The 16,246-nt window shown below is 59.3% G+C and carries 14 protein-coding genes; 5 read left to right on the forward strand and 9 right to left on the reverse strand.

Features of this window, described 5'->3' with window-relative positions:
• Positions 1-198: 198 nt before the first annotated feature.
• Together NHH03_RS13090 and NHH03_RS13095 are read right to left on the reverse strand one after the other, a co-directional pair.
• Positions 199-924, reverse strand: coding sequence for a YggS family pyridoxal phosphate-dependent enzyme (locus tag NHH03_RS13090; RefSeq protein WP_253156778.1), 726 nt, complete (start codon positions 922-924; stop codon positions 199-201).
• The gene (locus NHH03_RS13095; protein ID WP_253156780.1) at positions 921-2,816 is read right to left on the reverse strand and encodes a hypothetical protein; all 1,896 of its coding nucleotides are present in this window, start codon (positions 2,814-2,816) and stop codon (positions 921-923) included. The genes NHH03_RS13090 and NHH03_RS13095 overlap by 4 nt, the downstream gene beginning before the upstream one ends.
• 131 nt (positions 2,817-2,947) lie before the next feature.
• Between NHH03_RS13095 and NHH03_RS13100 the strand changes: the two genes are divergently transcribed.
• A complete protein-coding gene (locus NHH03_RS13100) occupies positions 2,948-4,078 on the forward strand; it encodes a YdjY domain-containing protein (protein ID WP_253156782.1) in 1,131 nt (376 codons plus the stop codon).
• A gap of 164 nt (positions 4,079-4,242) precedes the next feature.
• Positions 4,243-5,757 carry an HD-GYP domain-containing protein gene (locus tag NHH03_RS13105; RefSeq protein ID WP_253156784.1) on the forward strand — a complete coding sequence of 505 codons (1,515 nt, stop codon included), beginning with the start codon at positions 4,243-4,245 and terminating at the stop codon, positions 5,755-5,757.
• A gap of 22 nt (positions 5,758-5,779) precedes the next feature.
• On the opposite strand, the gene NHH03_RS13110 is transcribed toward NHH03_RS13105, so the two are convergent.
• On the reverse strand, positions 5,780-6,571 hold the full coding sequence (locus NHH03_RS13110) for a hypothetical protein (RefSeq protein ID WP_253156786.1): 792 nt from the start codon (positions 6,569-6,571) through the stop codon (positions 5,780-5,782).
• 39 nt (positions 6,572-6,610) lie between these two features.
• Entirely contained in the window at positions 6,611-7,312 is a 702-nt protein-coding gene (locus tag NHH03_RS13115; RefSeq protein ID WP_253156789.1) for a PTS sugar transporter subunit IIA, read from the reverse strand.
• Between the two features lie 261 nt (positions 7,313-7,573).
• Here NHH03_RS13115 and NHH03_RS13120 point away from each other — a divergent pair, with 261 nt between their 5' ends.
• Positions 7,574-9,028: a hypothetical protein gene (locus tag NHH03_RS13120; protein WP_253156791.1), complete on the forward strand. Its 1,455-nt coding sequence runs from the start codon at positions 7,574-7,576 to the stop codon at positions 9,026-9,028.
• A 2-nt stretch (positions 9,029-9,030) separates the two neighbouring features.
• Here NHH03_RS13120 and NHH03_RS13125 read toward each other — a convergent pair whose 3' ends face one another.
• From NHH03_RS13125 to NHH03_RS13145, 5 genes are all read right to left on the reverse strand, one after another.
• Complete coding sequence (locus NHH03_RS13125) at positions 9,031-9,525, reverse strand: low molecular weight protein-tyrosine-phosphatase (RefSeq protein WP_253156793.1); 495 nt, start codon at positions 9,523-9,525, stop codon at positions 9,031-9,033.
• A 164-nt stretch (positions 9,526-9,689) separates the two neighbouring features.
• Complete coding sequence (locus NHH03_RS13130; protein ID WP_253156796.1) at positions 9,690-10,535, reverse strand: 1,4-dihydroxy-6-naphthoate synthase; 846 nt, start codon at positions 10,533-10,535, stop codon at positions 9,690-9,692.
• The gene (locus tag NHH03_RS13135) at positions 10,532-11,197 is read right to left on the reverse strand and encodes a phosphorylase family protein (protein WP_253156797.1); all 666 of its coding nucleotides are present in this window, start codon (positions 11,195-11,197) and stop codon (positions 10,532-10,534) included. The genes NHH03_RS13130 and NHH03_RS13135 overlap by 4 nt, the downstream gene beginning before the upstream one ends.
• 230 nt (positions 11,198-11,427) lie before the next feature.
• Positions 11,428-11,961, reverse strand: coding sequence for an NUDIX hydrolase (locus NHH03_RS13140; protein WP_253156799.1), 534 nt, complete (start codon positions 11,959-11,961; stop codon positions 11,428-11,430).
• Positions 11,962-12,020: 59 nt separating this feature from the next.
• Positions 12,021-13,325 (reverse strand): nickel-dependent lactate racemase, encoded by a 1,305-nt coding sequence (locus NHH03_RS13145; RefSeq protein WP_253156801.1) that lies wholly within the window; start codon positions 13,323-13,325, stop codon positions 12,021-12,023.
• A 252-nt stretch (positions 13,326-13,577) separates the two neighbouring features.
• On the opposite strand from NHH03_RS13145, the gene NHH03_RS13150 reads away from it, so the two are divergent.
• Positions 13,578-14,996: a hypothetical protein gene (locus tag NHH03_RS13150; protein WP_253156803.1), complete on the forward strand. Its 1,419-nt coding sequence runs from the start codon at positions 13,578-13,580 to the stop codon at positions 14,994-14,996.
• Positions 14,997-15,135: 139 nt separating this feature from the next.
• Positions 15,136-16,245: a hypothetical protein gene (locus tag NHH03_RS13155; protein WP_253156805.1), complete on the forward strand. Its 1,110-nt coding sequence runs from the start codon at positions 15,136-15,138 to the stop codon at positions 16,243-16,245.
• The last annotated feature ends 1 nt before the right edge of the window (position 16,246 follow it).

Here is a 16,246-nt window from a genome sequence, read left to right on the forward strand (position 1 = left end):
AGTGGCGCTTCTACGGTAACCCGACGCGTCAGCGAGGGATTTAGGGTGTTGGCGGGATTCCTCGCTGACGCTTCGGGTTACCAAAAAACAATGCTCCACGCAAAAGCGTCACTCCAAAACGCGATGCGTCGGATGAAGTCACAATTGCTGCGAATGGCAATCCTTCAACACTGCACGCTCTCTCGCTCGCGAGCTGAATCAGCGCACTCCTTCAAACAGCGCGGATCCGATGCGGACGAAGGTGGCTCCGGCGGCGATGGCGGCTTGATAGTCGCCACTCATCCCCATCGAGAGTTCTGGTAGCGGTACTCCGCTAGCCGATTGCAGTTCGTCTCGTAACCGCGCCACCGCTTGGAATTGCTCGGCGGCTTCGGCTTGTTCGGTGCCCCAGCCGGCCATCGCCATCAGTCCGGCGACGCGGACACCCGGTCGATCCGCTCCAGCAACCAACTGCTTCAATTGGTCCGGCGACAATCCGGTCTTGGTTGGATCGCCACTGATGTTGACTTCCAGCAAGACATCGATGACTCGGCCTTGCTGCTGGGCTTCGGTATCGATGGCCTGCAGCACGCGCTGGCTGTCGACCGAGTGGATCAACGGTTGATAGGCCAGCAGTCGACGGATCTTGTTCGTCTGGACGTGTCCGATCATGTGCCAGCGGATCGCATCACCGCGAGCCATTTCATCCGCCTTTTTCCACAACAATTGAGGCCGGCTTTCACCTAGATCATGGCAACCAGCTTCCACCAGCCATGCGGTCGTTTGGGCGTCAACATATTTGGACACGCCGACGATGCGGACGGAATCCGGTGGGCGTCCGGCGGCGGCGGTGGCGCTGCGGACTTGGTCACGGACCTGCTGCCAGTTCAGTTGAATTCGCTGGGCGACCGGATCGGGCGGATGGGCGCTGGGCAGATCATTCACGACGCGTTGTCCTCGACTGTGATCAGATCCTCGAACGATTTTTTCTTGGCATTGAATCGCGCGACATAAAAATCCGCGATCATGTGTTTGCCAAAAAAGGTTCGCGGGGCGGCATCGGCAAGCGATCGATACAGGATCCATTGTTCGCGACCGATTTGAATTCGGTACGCGCTGGCTTGGTTGGCTGGCACCAGTTGCAGTTGGTGTCCGACGGTCAGTTGCCGCCAGGTGCGTTGTTTGTCGAATCGTTTTCGAGACAGATCAAACCACAGGGGTGCATACAGTTGACCCTGGCCTTGGCAGCGGACCAGCAGGTGTTGGTCGTCCGCAATAGCGAGGGTGGTGGAGGTGTGGGTGGCTTTCCATTCGCTGGCCGACAACGGCATGACCAATGCGCGTGATCGCCCGTCGCCGAGAAACAGTTCGGTGGTTTCCGGTTCGATTTGGCCGCTGATTCCTGGCCCCAGCGGCATCCGTAGTTGATAGTTGACGGTGCCAGTGCCGACCGGCTGACTGGGGTCACCGACAACGGCGTCGGCAAAATAGCAGCAGCGGTCTTCGCGGAGCACCATGATCTGCCGCTGCAGGGCATAGCCACCGTCGAGTGCTTGTTCGAGTTCCAGGTAGTGGACGTCGTCATCGGTGTATTCGCAGGTCGCAACCCAATCGGCGATCGGCTGTCGGGTTTGGCCGTCGATGGCGACGTGCGTTTCGCAGCATCCACTGATCAGAATTGATTTTCCGGCCATCAGGTCCAGTGACGTGTCAGGGCCGTTGTAGGTGACCACGGTGCGACCGCGACGAACATCCCACTCTGGCAACAGACAGGCCAACTTGGCGTCTTCGTCATGCAGCATCGATTCCGGCAAACTGACTTGCCAGGCCAGTCGGCCTTTGGATCGACTTTGACCAAGCGCCGCCTTCATCGCCGGCAATAACGATTCGGGGTCCAGCTGCGCCGCTTGCAGCAACAGTCCGTGGGGGCCGCAATCATCACGGACCGATTGGTCTTGCACCAGGCTGGGCGCTTGCCCGCCGCCGGTTCGCGATAGCGCGGCCACCCAGGTTGCCAGTTCGATGCCGATCTGATCGATCGCGGTCAGCAACGCCGAGGGCTGTTTGGGCGGCGATTGTGCTGAGAGATGTTTGACAAGTGATCGACAGCGCAGCAATGACGCTAAAACCAAACGGGATTGAAGGGGTTGTGAAAGCGCCGCGGAGACCGACAAATCCTCCTGCTCGCACCACTGCATCAATGCTTCTTTGCCGCTGGATGCCAAACGGCGACAGGACGGCAGGGCACGTAACACGTGCGCCAGGGTCAGGCCGATTTCGGCGACACCGACCAATGCCAATGGATCGGTACTGTCACGCTGTAGCAGACTGTCGCGGTATTCCTGCAGACTGCCCAACAGACTCCACCATTGGTTTTCATCCAGCTGATGCAATAGCGCCGGCATGGCTGCCGACCAAGCCACCGCCACAGCAGCTTGATGGACGTCCTGGGGGTTGCTGGCGAGAGCGGTTTCAAAATCACGGACCAGCTCGCCGGCTTCGATACCCTGGAATCGTTTTCCCGTGGTCGGTGATCCGCTGGCCAGTCGAGTCAGCCATTCAAACGAATCGTCACAGGCAACGGCTTGCTCGATCGCGATGCCCCAGCGGTACACCACGCCTCGCTTGGCACAGGCTCCGAACAGCATTTTGGCCGGTTGGTCGCGGAGATCATTCAGAATCGTTTTTCTGAGCCCCGTCCACTGCGCCGAAACCAACGACGATTCATCCTCGCCCGAGAGGTTGGCTTCAGCGGTGGGAATGACCGCGGTGGTGGCAGCATCCGGGGGGGCGTCCGGTGGAGACGACTTTTGCGATTGTCGGCGCTTTCGAGGCATGGGGCGGCTAGTCGTGAAGGTGCCAAAAGACGAGGATTCAAAGTAGAGAAGCTAACTTAGTCGCGCCGGGGCATTCTTGCACCCAGCTACAATAAAAGCGTTCGCTGATTCGACGTTCTAAAGTGATTCCGATGAAATACCGCTCGCCACTGGTCTCGTTCGTCCTTTGTGTCCCCATTTGCATCGCGCTCGCGGGATGTGGCCGAGGGACGACGCAAACCGCAGTTGATAACTCGACCGAGGTTGCCGGCGATAGCACTGCCGGTGAAGCACCGCACGCCAAACAAGTCGACGGCACCCCACCGGCTGCGTCATCCGACCCGGTCGACCCGCCCGCTGATTCCGGTCCCGATGCATCCGCAGCGCCCAGCGGCCGTCCCTTGCCACCGGTTCCCGAATTGGGCGCTGCCGATCCGCCAACGGAAACCGAGCCGACGCAGATGAACGCCGCAGCGGACACCGCCGTGGATCCTCCGGCGGGGACACCGGCCGAAACCGATACAGAAGACCTGTCGGCTTGGGAGTCGGATCAACCTGATCCCGAACAGCTAGCACGCGACGCATTTGAGCCGCCGCCGCAATCGAAACCACTGACAAAGCAAGGGCGACTGTGGGTCGATCGCGAGCAGCATCGCGTTTATCTGGACGGCTATGTGGCTCTTAAACGAGGCCCGCTGGAGATGTTCGCTTGCCCGGTCGGCACCAAAGAACACGAGTCGATTGTGGCTGCGTTGGCCAAATCCAGCGAAGTTCACGCGGCGCTCTTGGCGATCGAAGCGACGCCCGGAACGCCGGTGCGATTCCGCCCTGAATTTTTGCCGCCGACCGGCCAAGTGATTCGGGTTTGGACCTGCTGGTACGACGCTGCGGGAGAGTTCCATGCGGTCGACGCGCGGCAGTGGATCCAGGACTTGGAAACCGAGAAAGCGATGGCGGTTGAATGGGTGTTTGCTGGCAGCGGGTTTTGGCAGGACCCCGAAGACAAACGCGAGTACTACTTGGCGGATTCGGGAGACATGATTTGTGTTTCTAATTTTTCCAGCGCCATGCTGGACGTGGCGATGCCCAGCAGTGCCGACGCGGACCTGCTGCGATTTGTTCCCTTCGAATCCAAGATCCCTGATCGCTTCACTCCGGTCCGACTTGTTTTAGTCCCGGTGCCCTTCCCCACCGACGCAGCGGACCCGCCCAAAAACCCGAAATGGTCACAGCCACCCACTGCAAAAGACGTCCCACGTCGGCCGCCGCCCGCATCATCCTGATAAACGCTACAGCCGGATGATTTGCAGGCCTGTGGAGGGGGGAACACGTTCGTAGTGACCGGGGGCCGATTCAGACCAACCAGCGTAACCTAGTATTTGATACCGACAACGCATGAGGTCTGTCGGCGAGTCAACTCGAATCACCGGGGAGCGCCAGTGGTAAAATGGGGTCAATATCAAAGCCGAAACGGAGTCGCGGGACTCAAGGCAAACGGGAACAAGGGCATCGATCGGGCGCCAACGTGACACAGCGGGGACCAGCCCAGTCGATAGCCCGTCTGATCGCGGACGAGATCGGTTTATCGGTTGAAGTCAAACCGGTTGGCAGCGAGCCCGATCCGCTGCTGCGAATCGCGGAAGTGGAAACCCATCGGGTCCACAGTGAAACGCTCCGCAGCCATACGGACGCTGATCTGGTTCGCCAGGCGCTCGCATTGCCAAGCGGTGAGATCGCGCTGTGGTCGGCACCGGCCGACCAGGCCGAACGGATCGCCAGGCATGCGCTGTCTTTATTGGATCTGCACGTGACCTGCCAGGAAAACCAACAGCTGCTGGCGGAGGTCGATTCGTTGACCAGCCAGGTCGTGCACGACTTTGAAGAGTTGTCGTTGATCCGGATGCTGGCATCGGGATTGGAACTGCCGCAAACGAGCCAAGAAACCGATGCCTTTATTTTGGCGTCACTGCAGCCATTGGCCAGCGGTGTCGGTACCGAGTCGCTGGCAGCAATCTTGGTGGACCATCCCGAGGGCGAATCGCAGGCCACGATTTGGACGGGGCCACGGCTGGTTGCCGACCGGGACCTGCGGGACTTTGTTGCCCGCTATGCAAAACTACTGCGTCTTCAACCGGTCGTTCGAAATGATCTTTTGGACGGTCATGGGCGTGGTCTGGACGGTGTCACCGAATTGTTGATGGTGGAATGTTCCAGCAGCGGGCGAGTGCATGGTTGGTTGGTGGCCTGCAATCGAATCCGCCAACCCGAGGACAACACGCCTTGGGGGCATCTCGGGTTCACGTCGGTTCAAGCGTCATTGATGGAAACCGTCGCCCATCAACTCGCAGCACAACTGAGCAATGTGCGACTACTAGGGCAGAAAGAAGCCTTGTTCACCGATGTCGTTCGCGCCATCGTCGATGCTGCCGAATCGCGTGATCCGCTGACCTGTGGTCACGCCGAGCGGGTGGCCCAAATGGCTCGCTGTTTAGCGTCCCAGGTCGGTTTTTCTCCGTCCGCTTGCGAACGGATTTATTTGACCGGATTGCTGCACGACGTTTTGCGGATCGCGATTCCCAACACGGATTCGCATCCGCCCGATCGATTTTGTGTCCCGCCGGGCGCCAGCATCAACACGCAAACCGATGCGGGCCGACAAATCATTCGTGGTCTCGATGCACTGCAGGGGATTCTGCCTGGCGTGCTGTATCACCATGAGCGTTGGAATGGTACCGGGGGGCCGGAGCAGTTGGTCGGGGATCAGATTCCGGTCGAAGCCAGGATCCTGGCTATCTGCGATGCGTTTGACACGCTGACCAGTGATCACGCGGAACAGTCGGCAATGTCTGTCGAGTCGGCCGTTGCCATTCTGCAAGCGGGCGCGGGCGATGCTTGGGACCCAGATTTGATCCAAACGTTTGTTGATCACATCGATCAGATCAACCAAATCTGTCAACGCTAAACCTGACGCTATCAGCGGCTGGCTAAGCGGCGCGACGTGATGATTGAATCGACGTGCCGGCGACGCGATCGAGTAAGATTGTGAAGTCGCCGGGTTTCTTAATCACCGAATTCACGCCGGCATCCAACGCGGATTGTCGCGATGCGGGTGAGAGATCATTGGTGATCCACACGTGATCGGCGACGTGATGACCCAGCCGACGGAACAAGTTTGGCCAGTGTTGACGGTCGGTTGCTGAATCGTCCCACCACAGTTCGTCAACATTGACGAGCGTTCCCAATTGATCCGGTCGGCACCAAATCGCGGTGGCCTGACCCGAACCGGCGATCTCCAACAATGCGGTTGCATTGGCATAGTTTGCAGCGACGACGGCCACGCTGTTCACACGTCGCGGTGAGAGTTTGCCCGACCCGCAGTGCCGCAGTGATTGCGGCAGTTGCGATTCCCATTGGTGCCAATCGATCGCGGGCGCAGCTAACAGCAGACCGGGCGCGGGGCGTGATCCGGCGCACAGCGGACCGGTCAACAAGTTCACATCGGCATCCGGATGCAACTGACGCAGCGATTGAAACAACGCCTCGTCGACCGCCGAATCGTTCTCACGACAGTAGAGGATGGTACGGACCGCTTGAGCGGGACGCGCGACCGCTGAACTCAAATCGGGCCGATAGGCGATCTGTGCGACCCGGCTGTCACAAAATTCGTACACCGGTCGAAACGCGGTCGAGCGACGATCACCAATCCACAGCAGGGTGCCGTGATCAAGCGGTCCGTCGCAGTGATGGGGGAAGGCCGTGTGTGGGGTGCCAGACATGGGTTGCCAGACCGTTGGGGGCAAGCGTTTCCGAACACGCTAGGCTGACAGCAAGACCTCGGCTTCTTGCAGACAATGCCACGCGTCGGCCGCCGTTTGGGAAGCTCGCAATCGATCCAAGAAGGAATCGATGGCGATCAGGCGACTGATCTTGGCCAGGGTACGAAGGTGTGCCGAATCGTCGTAAGAGCAAATCAAGAAAAACACGTCCGTCATGTGGCCCGAATCCGAGAACGGAATTCGTGTTTGACTGACCGCCAAGGCGACGACGGTGTCGGCCAAAATTGAAGTTTGGGGGCGCCGCGGGTGCAGCATCGCGACGCCGCAATCGAGCGCCGTCGGGTGCATTTGTTCGCGGCTTTTGACCGCTTCGGCCATCGCCGGTGCATCCCACATCAGACCGGAATTAGCCGCCAGATTGCACATGCTGCGGATCACGGAACTGCGAGTTTTGGCCTGCAGTGGGACCTCGATCGAATCGACCGGGCACAATTCGTGAATCGAACGGTCATGGGTTTCATCGGTCATGCGATCGACCACGCGCTGTACACGGGCCAATTCATCGCTGTCTTCGCTGGCGCCGAGCTGTTCTTCCAGCCAGTGGTGAATTTCGGCCTCGTTGAATTTCCATTGTCCGCTGACCTTGCGGCCGGGCAGTCGGCCGCGACTGACCATTTTTTCGACCTGCGTCGGCGTGATATGGAGGTACTGTGCAATCTGCGCTAAATCTAGGTCTTCCATACATTCAATCACGTGATGTGTGCTGCCGTTGGACTCCGTGCGGCACGTATCGTGACCGACCAAGGGCTGATTCGGGAGGTGCAAAAAGGATGGATTTTTTCTGAATTCTTGGTGATTTCATTCAAGTTTCCTACGATCGGTGCCGTCTCGCTCTTGACCGTGGCGGTCGGCGCCAGGTATTGCCAATCCACACAAACCGATTTTTGACAGTCCACAACCGCAGCAAGTGATCCCCTCGCGCCCCAGCGACCAACTTTCGTCATGACAGATTCCACGTTCCTATCGTTTCGGCTGTCGTCATGGATGCTGGCGCTGATCGTCATGAATTGGGGTGACGTGCTGGGGCAAACCGCGAGCAGTTCGCTGGACGTGCCTCAAACCCAACTGGCGCCGATCAATGCGCCGCTAGGACCCTCATCACCGATGGGGCCTCCGGTACCCAGTGCGGGGGCACCAAGCAGTGGGTTTTCGACGTCGCCGCTGGGCACACCGACTCCCTACACGCCGGCTCCCTACACGCCGTCGGCCGGATCGTCGTTTGACCCCTACGCCGGTGGACCGTCCGCCGGATATGTGCCGCCGATGAGTCCCCCCACGATGGCGCCGCCGCCGACATTCGGATCGCCGGCGATGACATCCGCCTATGGAACTCCGTACTATGGTGGACCGGCAAGCCAGCCGCCGCCCTTGTTCGGCAGTTCGAACCTAATGGGCCCGCCGGTTGTCTACGGGACCAGCCCGATGGGAACACCGATGACGATGGCCCCGCCATCGACGTTTGGTGGACCGACCTTTGGTGCACCGACCGGCTATGACATGCAACCGTCGATCTATCCCAGCGGGGCACCGTCGACCTTGTTTCCGAGTGGATTGATGGGACCGACATCGTCGTTCAATCCAGATTTCAATCCCTATCGATTGATCCAACGTGGACGCTTTCGTCAGGAATTCCAAGCGGGTAGCGACGATGCGGATTCGTTGCAGGTCAACACGACCGATGTGGCGCTGGCGTTTGCCTGTCCCAATTTTCTGTTTTCCAATCAGCCGCTGTTTATCGCCCCGTCGTTCTCATTGCACTTGTGGGACGGACCGAACTCCAGCACCGGCGCCGACCTACCGGGTGAAACCTACGACGCCTTCCTGGGGTTCGACTGGCACTCCGATCCCAATCAGATTTTGGGAGCTGAGATCGGCGTCAGTGTGGGCGGCTACAGTGAATTCGGCGTCTTCGACAGCGACAGTATTTTGGTCAAGGGCCGAGGATTGGGGACGTTTCGGTTGACGCCGGCCAGCACGTTCAAATTGGGAATCATTTATTACGACCGGGTCAAAACAAAGATGTTGCCGGCGGGCGGGATTCTGTGGCGTCCCAGCCCGACCTGTCGCGCCGACATTTTCTTTCCTGAACCCAAGCTGGGCCATTACGTTTCTACCCTCGGCACCAATGACGTCTGGTGGTACATCGCCGGCGACTATGGCGGCGGTTCGTGGACCATCGACCGTGCCGACGGCCGCGGGGATCAAGTCGACGTGAATGATATTCGCCTGACGACGGGATTCGAATGGGGGCCAACGGCGCGGATGAGAGCCGGGCAGCGGACGGCGTTTCTCGAATTCGGCTATGTCACCGATCGAGAGTTGGTCTATCGCTACAACCCCCAAGACGGAATCTCGCTGGATGACACGTGGATGTTCCGGGTGGGAATCGGGTACTAATGCTATTCCTCGAATCCCATGTCGAAAATTTCTTCGCCAGCCAGCGTTTGTAGGATCACGGGACAGCCCTCTTCCAACATGTCCAGCACGTCGTCAAATCCTTCTTCGTCGCCGTAGTAGGGATCGGGCACGTCGTTGGGCCAGGTGTCATCCAGGTAATCGCTGAAGACACGGATGTGGGTGGTGGGCCGGTCGGCCAGGGCAATCAACGATTCATAGTTGGCGTTGTCCATCGCCAGCACCAAGTCGAAATTGTCGTCGTCCAAATCTTCCAGGGTCACTTGTCGAGCCAAGCTTTTCAATTCGTAACCGCGCGCTTCGGCAGCGGCCTTCATGCGCGGATCTGCACCCTTGCCGATGTGATAGTCATGTGTCCCGGCAGAGTCGATCTCGACATCGATGTCGAATTCTTCGGCAAACCGTTTCATCACCGCTTCGCCGGCGGGCGAGCGGCAGATGTTTCCCATACAGACAAACAGCACACGTTTAATGGACATCGAAATTCAGTGGTCTGTGATCAGGCGGTCAATCGATCAGGGGGTGAATGCAAAACATGCGTCGCGGTGACGGCTGGTTAGCCTATCGGATTGCCACAGGTCTTTTCAACCGAAGGCGCCGGCGGTGGATGCGATCGGCAGCCATCGCGACCCCGTTGGACGCTCTACAGCGGTAGAATCTCCACGCCAGCGGCGTCTCTGGGTATGACATCCGCCCCTTTGGCTTTTTCATTCAAATGATGCAGCGCGTCGGCACCGACCGCACCCAGATCGATCGTCCACTCGTTGACGTACAGTTCGACATGCTGCATCAACACGTCGTCGTTGAACTCTTGTGCGTATTGTCGCATCGTCGGCAATGCCCGATCGGGATCCGCCAGCGAATACTCCAGCGATTCGCGGACGACCGTTTGCACCGTTCGCAGCACCTCTCGGGGAACCGATTTCATTCCCACCAACCCGCCCAGCGGCAGCGGGCAATGGGTCTCTCTCTCCCAGCGTGTCCCCAAGTCTTCCACCAATCCCAATCCTTGGTCTTGCCAAGTGAATCGGCCTTCATGAATGCAGACGCCGTAGTCGGCTGTTCGCTGACGCAGGCCTGGCATGATTTCCGAAAACACGACTTGGCGCATCGCACTGGTTTGGGGATAGAACAATCGAAACAACAAACTTGCCGTCGTATGCTCGCCCGGGCACAACGTGACTTGATCGATCGATCGCGGCGGCAGCGCCCCGGGATCGGCCGACAATAACAACGGGCCGACACCAAACCCCAGCGCCGAACCGGACGGCAGCACGATGGTCGAATCGGATCGCAACAGTGCCGCGTGGAAACTGCATTTGGACACGTCGAATTGGTCGGCGAACAGACGTTCGTTGAGCTGTTGGATGTCTAACAATTCGATTTGGAAATTGATCCCACGCCAATCGACCAATCGATTCAAAATCGCATGAAAGGTGAACGTGTCGTTGGGACAAGTTGAAATGCCCAGTCGTATCGTGTGGTTCATGTTGTTGATCGATCGAGTTCCTGTTGTAACACCGTGGCCACGCTACGCAGCGCTTGGTCGATTCTCCAATCGGCCTGTTCGCGGCGGCCGACGAAGTTCGAAAACCCACGCACGATCCCCAGTGGGACGTTTGCTGATCGACAGGCGAGCGCCACTGCAAATGATTCCATGTCCTCGCCCACCGCCTTGGGGTGGCGTGCCGACCGTCGCTGGGCGTCGTCGGCATCGGCCGATCCGGTGCAGACGGTCAATAGCGTTGCGGCGTCGTTCGAACCGGGATGCCAACAGTGCAGATGTCCCTCGGGATCCTCGGTCGGATACCAGGGCCAACCCAGATCCACGGCGTCGACATAGGAGTCGCCTTGGCCGACACCGATGCCATCGATGGCAACCGCTGTAAACCAGATCGCATCACCGATCGCCAGCGATTGGCAATGGTCACCGGGCAGCAAACCGGCGATCCCGGCCAGGATCACCCGATCAGGGCGGTGTCGAGTGATCGCCGCGGTCGTCGCGATGGCGCTGGCAATCACACCGAACCCGATCGTTTCGATCGCCCAGTGTCGAGGATCAAAACGCAACGCCGGTTCAATCTGTTGGCGTTCGGTTTCCGTCGGTATCAAGATTAAATTGGGCACCATCGATTCCCCTTCAGCCGCCATCTAAACGTTCAGCACACGTGGACGTCGTACGGATTTTTGAAGTGTTGTCATTGCAGTTAGGGACAAGTTCAACCCGAAGCGTCAGCGAGGGATTTGGGGTGTTAACGGGATCCCTCGCTGACGCTTCGGGTTACCAAAAACCAATGCCCCGCGCAAATGCGTAACTTCAAAACGCGTCAGCGAGACAATTGGAAACGGGGACACCTTAAACGTTGGTTATTGACGCACCACTAGAGAGTGGGTTGGCCGGCCATCCAATATTCGATGGCGCGACGATTGGATGCAAACGCCATGTTGTCCAGGTATTCATCGCCCGGATGGGTCCAGGCATAATCGTCCAACTCGGACAGTTCCAATTTGATCTCCAGCGGCTGTTCGGGCTGGCAGAGATAGAACAGGTCGATCACTTGGGACACGACGCCGTGATAGTCGTACTGATTGGGAAACGTCATCATCAAATCGATGTTGGTCAGACGCAGTTGTGTTTCCTCCAACACTTCTCGCTCGAGCGCCTGTTCGACGGTTTCACCTTGATCGACAAAACCACCGGGCAATCCCCATTGGCCTTTGCCGGGGTCGCGGGCACGGCGAACCAGCAACAATTCATTGGCCGGATTGACGATCAATGCGCCGACCGCAGCGACCGGACCAAAGAACACGGCGAACCCACATTCGCTACAGCGAAACGGGACCTTTCCAGGTGCCTGGTGCGCGGTGGCGCATCGCGGGCAATGCAAATACGCTTGTTCAATGGGGATCGCCATGAATGTGCCTGGTCGGTGAAGTTCGCTAAGGGGTGCGCGCGTGCGAGTCGTAGGGAGTGTCAGTGGCCGCCGGCGAAGGATGCCGCTCGTAGCACGCCACAGCTGTCGAACTGGCGGCTTAGGTTGGCCAATTCGTGAGCCGAATCCACCACGCCGATGCCCATCGGTTCAACCGTTTCTCGTGGCAGACGACTGTGTAGCATCACCCGGTGCAGCGCCGTGACCTGTTGCAATTGCATCGCCATGGTTCGGTAACGATTCCAGCCCGGCAGCCCGTCCCCGGTGGTGGCGGCCTGGCCGTCAGATTCGCTGCCGTCAGATTCGCTCTCCGACGGGGGCTCGTGGTCGATGTCCGAATCAATCGCCAGCAAGGCGCCCGCGGGCGGATCGGTCAGGGATGACCAGATCACGATCGTTGCTTCGGGCTCGGCATAATCCAACGCCGCAGCGGCCGCGCGGACCACGTTCTCCCACGTCTGTTGCTGTTGGTCACCATCCAGTGCGGCGACGACCAATTCAGCCGGCGGTGGAATCGGATCGGGACGCCGCAACGTTGGGGTGATTCGTTTGGCAATTGCTTCCAACGTTCCGGCATGAATCTCGCCCGCGGTGCCGTTGGAATTTGCGGTCACACTTAGGATCAACTGCACACCCAACAGCCACGGCACCTCTTCGGCAATCGTGTTGCCGGATTTCATCGCCGGATCCGACGCAATGCCGGTCGCGATTTTATCGGCGAACCGATTTCGCGTGGCCGAATCGCAGAGGGCTGGAAAGATGCCTGTCAAATCGCGTCGATCGCCCAAGTTGCGCGGGCGCACGGCAACGATCGGTAGGACGAAATCGGCTTCGACCAGTGCCCGATGCAGATAGATCGGTTCGGCATCGACGTCAGCGGCCAAATAGCACAGGGCTTCGCGAGTGTCCGATTGATGAACGTGAACCGGGTGGTCGCCCGCCGAAGCTCTAATCAGGGCCAGGGTTGATTCGGTCGCTTCATCCCAGACCACAATTTCGATCTGGTCCGCCGGGGTGCTCTGCAACATCCGGATCGCGCCCTCGATGACCGCATCGATTTGGGGAACATTCGGATCGACCGCCAAAGCGATTCGGTCGCCGGCCACGATTGCCGCTTCGATCGGCGGGAAATCATCCGGTGTGGCTAGCGCGTGCAGGGTGTCGGCCACCACGTCGCGACAGGTTTGCCGTGTTCCCGCGTCATACTCCCAGACCTGGACCGATGCCAATCCGGACTGTTTGGATTGAAATTGAACACGGTCGTCGCCGGGCGGGGGTGTGATGTCGTGGACCACCGGCGATTCGTCGGCGGTTGAGGGTGGCTCGGGCGATCGGGGCTCGGACATCAGGCATTCCAGCAGTCAGGTTCCGGTGGTTGAGGCGAAAACGAAGTGCAGATTTCGCTGGCGCGGTTATCACGCTTTCGGCACGAAAACGCAACCGCAAGGTATTTTAGCGACGTTTTTGCACCGCTGGTGCAAATCGGGGTTGGCGTTTCCGCGGTCGGCCGACGGGGCTACAGTGTTTGCGAATCAGCCTGTCGCCGGTTGGATGACCTGTGGTCGGCCCGATGCAGGGCACCATTTGAAGGAAACTGAATGCCTGGGAAACCCGCAATGCTCGGTTGGACGAAATGCCGTGGTGGTCGCTGGAATCGTCCAGCCAGGCTGGTGATGTTGCTGGCGGTATTGGGATTCGTCGGCTGCGCAGACTCGAAAACATCGGAAACGGCCAGCACATCGCCTGACGGTGCGCAGTCACAGAAGGGATTGCCAGCGGTCAGCGCGGCCGACTTTTTGCGTCAGGTGCTGCGTCGCTATCAAAACGCCAGCCACTATCGAGACCAGGGCGAAGTCCGCTTGCGAATCGAACAGGACGGGCAACTGCTTCGCCAGACCGCTCCGATGCAGGTCGCTCTGGAGGGCACGACGATTTGGATCGCCGCCTATGACGCACGGTTGTGGTCCGACGACCAGCAAACCCTCGGCTGGCTGGCCGACCAACGAACGCGCTATCACGATGCACAGGTCGTCGTCGGGCCGGTCTCCACTGGGCGGCCGACGTTGTCGTTGCTGTTGCAAGATCCGATTTTGTCCGAACGCATGGTCGCGGGGCTCGGCGGGCCGCCGCCGCAGTTGGAGTGGCTGTTTGATCCCGATCCGATGGCGAAATTGTTCACCGATGCCGCCGCTGATGCGATCGAGTACCAGGGAATCGACGAGTCTGACGGAGTGAAATGTGTGGTGGTGCATGCCGTCGTCGATCGAGACCGCTATCGTTTTTGGATCGATCCCGATCAATCGGTGATCCGAAATGTGGACTTGCCGGTGTCGATGGCTGGCCAGGCGGTTCAGTTGGAAGGTGCCAAAGTCCACTCGTTGGAACTGTCGTTGGTCGGGGCAACCTTCGATCCTCCGCAGGAACCATTTGAGTTGCCGCAGATGCAGCACTTCGATTTTCCGCCGCAACCGAAGTACTTGCGCGCGTTGGTCCCGCTGCCGCCGCCACGTCCCAATCCACGCCTGGGTAGCCGCGTGCCGGGGCAAAAACGAACCGACCGTGGCGTGACATTGATGGTGGCCTGCCATCGGCAAACCACAGCCGACGCGGAACCACAGAATATCCACGCGGTTCAATCGCTCGCCGCTTGGTTGGCACACTCGCCAGAAGAAGTTCGCTCGCGCGTGCAACCGGTGGCCCTGGTCGACCAAGCCGCCCAGCGGATCTTGGATCAGTCCTCGGTGGCCTCGATCGGCTGGGCGCTGCTGCGTGATGATGCCGGCCGAACACAACAGCGGATCGGCATCGATGCCGGTCAGGCCGCAGCGATGGATGCCAGTGGTCGGCTGGTTTGGGTGGGTGATCCCAGAAGCCCGCTGGACATCAGCGTGCTGGGCACCGTGGTCATCGACACGCTGGCCGGAATCGATGTGCCACAGCGAATGCGCGAGCAATGGCAATCCGATCGCAGTGCCTATCAGGCCAAACTGAAAACACTCGCCGTGCCCACACCCTAGTGCTCTGTCCCCAGGCTAATTGTCGTGGATCGCTCCGTCGATCCAACGTCGTTGCATTTCCGCTGTCGCCCGAGGTGGTCCGCATTGGGCTTGCGATTGCGGTGGCTGGTCAGGGAAGATCGGGGCGGATCGAACTTCTATGCCTGCCTTTCTACCCAGCCCAGATTTCATGGACGATTCTGAACTCGAACGAATGCCGAATCCGTTTTCGACGTTCGCCGACTCCCGCGCCAAATCACGCAAGAATCTGTTTTCGGCGGTCAAGTTCCTCGGGCTTGCCGTGTTACTGTTCTGCGCCGTGACGTTTGGACAGGTGCACTGGAAACAACTGCGAGTCAGTCAACTACTGGACCGCTTTCAATCCCGTTCGGCGGGCGAAAAACTAGCCGGACTTCGTCAATTGCAAGCATCAGGTGCGGCGGGGATTGATGGCATTGTGGCTGCCGTCGCGGATGACAACCCGCAAGTTTCCAAGCTGGCGGCCGAGACGTTGTCGGAAATGAAGAAACAGTGGCTGACACTGCCGACTTCGCAACGGACCAAGTGCCGCCAGCGGTTGTCGCAATCGCTGGCCCGAGTCTGCAACCAATTGGATCAGAAAAACGACCATCGCTGGCCTCGTCTACAACAATTGGCTCAGGCCTGTGCCCAGGAACTATTGGAGTCGGCTCCGGGGGCTGATTCGGGCACGCTCTCGGCCGCCGATCAACAGTCCTATCAAACGTTGATGCAGATCGTCGCCAATGCCGCCGCCCCGGCACTGCCGGTGGCTCAGGCAACAACGGGGCCGCTGCCGATTGATTCATTGGCCGGCGCCGGTACCCACTGGACCGATTGGCCACCCACCTCATCGGCGCCGACGCTGTTCCGCCGCAGCGTCACCACACTCAGCGCAGTCGAACCACAACAGGTTGTGCTCAGCCAAACCGAACAACCCCAAACCGAACAACCCCAACCCGGCCAGGCCCCATCACATCAGGACCAGCCCGAGCCTGAATTGGTCCGGCCGCAATTCCAAGCCGCGGCGACGCTCGCCGAACAGACACGGCAACAGGAATCGTCGTCGGTGCAGTCCACCGAGTACTGGATCGCGCAATTGCAAAGCACCAGTCGCCGCGTGCGATTGCATGCGGTCGTTCAACTGGGGCAACGTGACGACCCGCATGCCATCAGGGCGCTGCGGGATCAGTTGCGTGTCGAGACCGATCATACGGTCGCGTTTCGGATTCGTGAACGATTGGAACAATAGG

This window comes from Stieleria tagensis, assembly GCF_024129865.1.
Lineage (GTDB): Bacteria > Planctomycetota > Planctomycetia > Pirellulales > Pirellulaceae > Stieleria > Stieleria tagensis.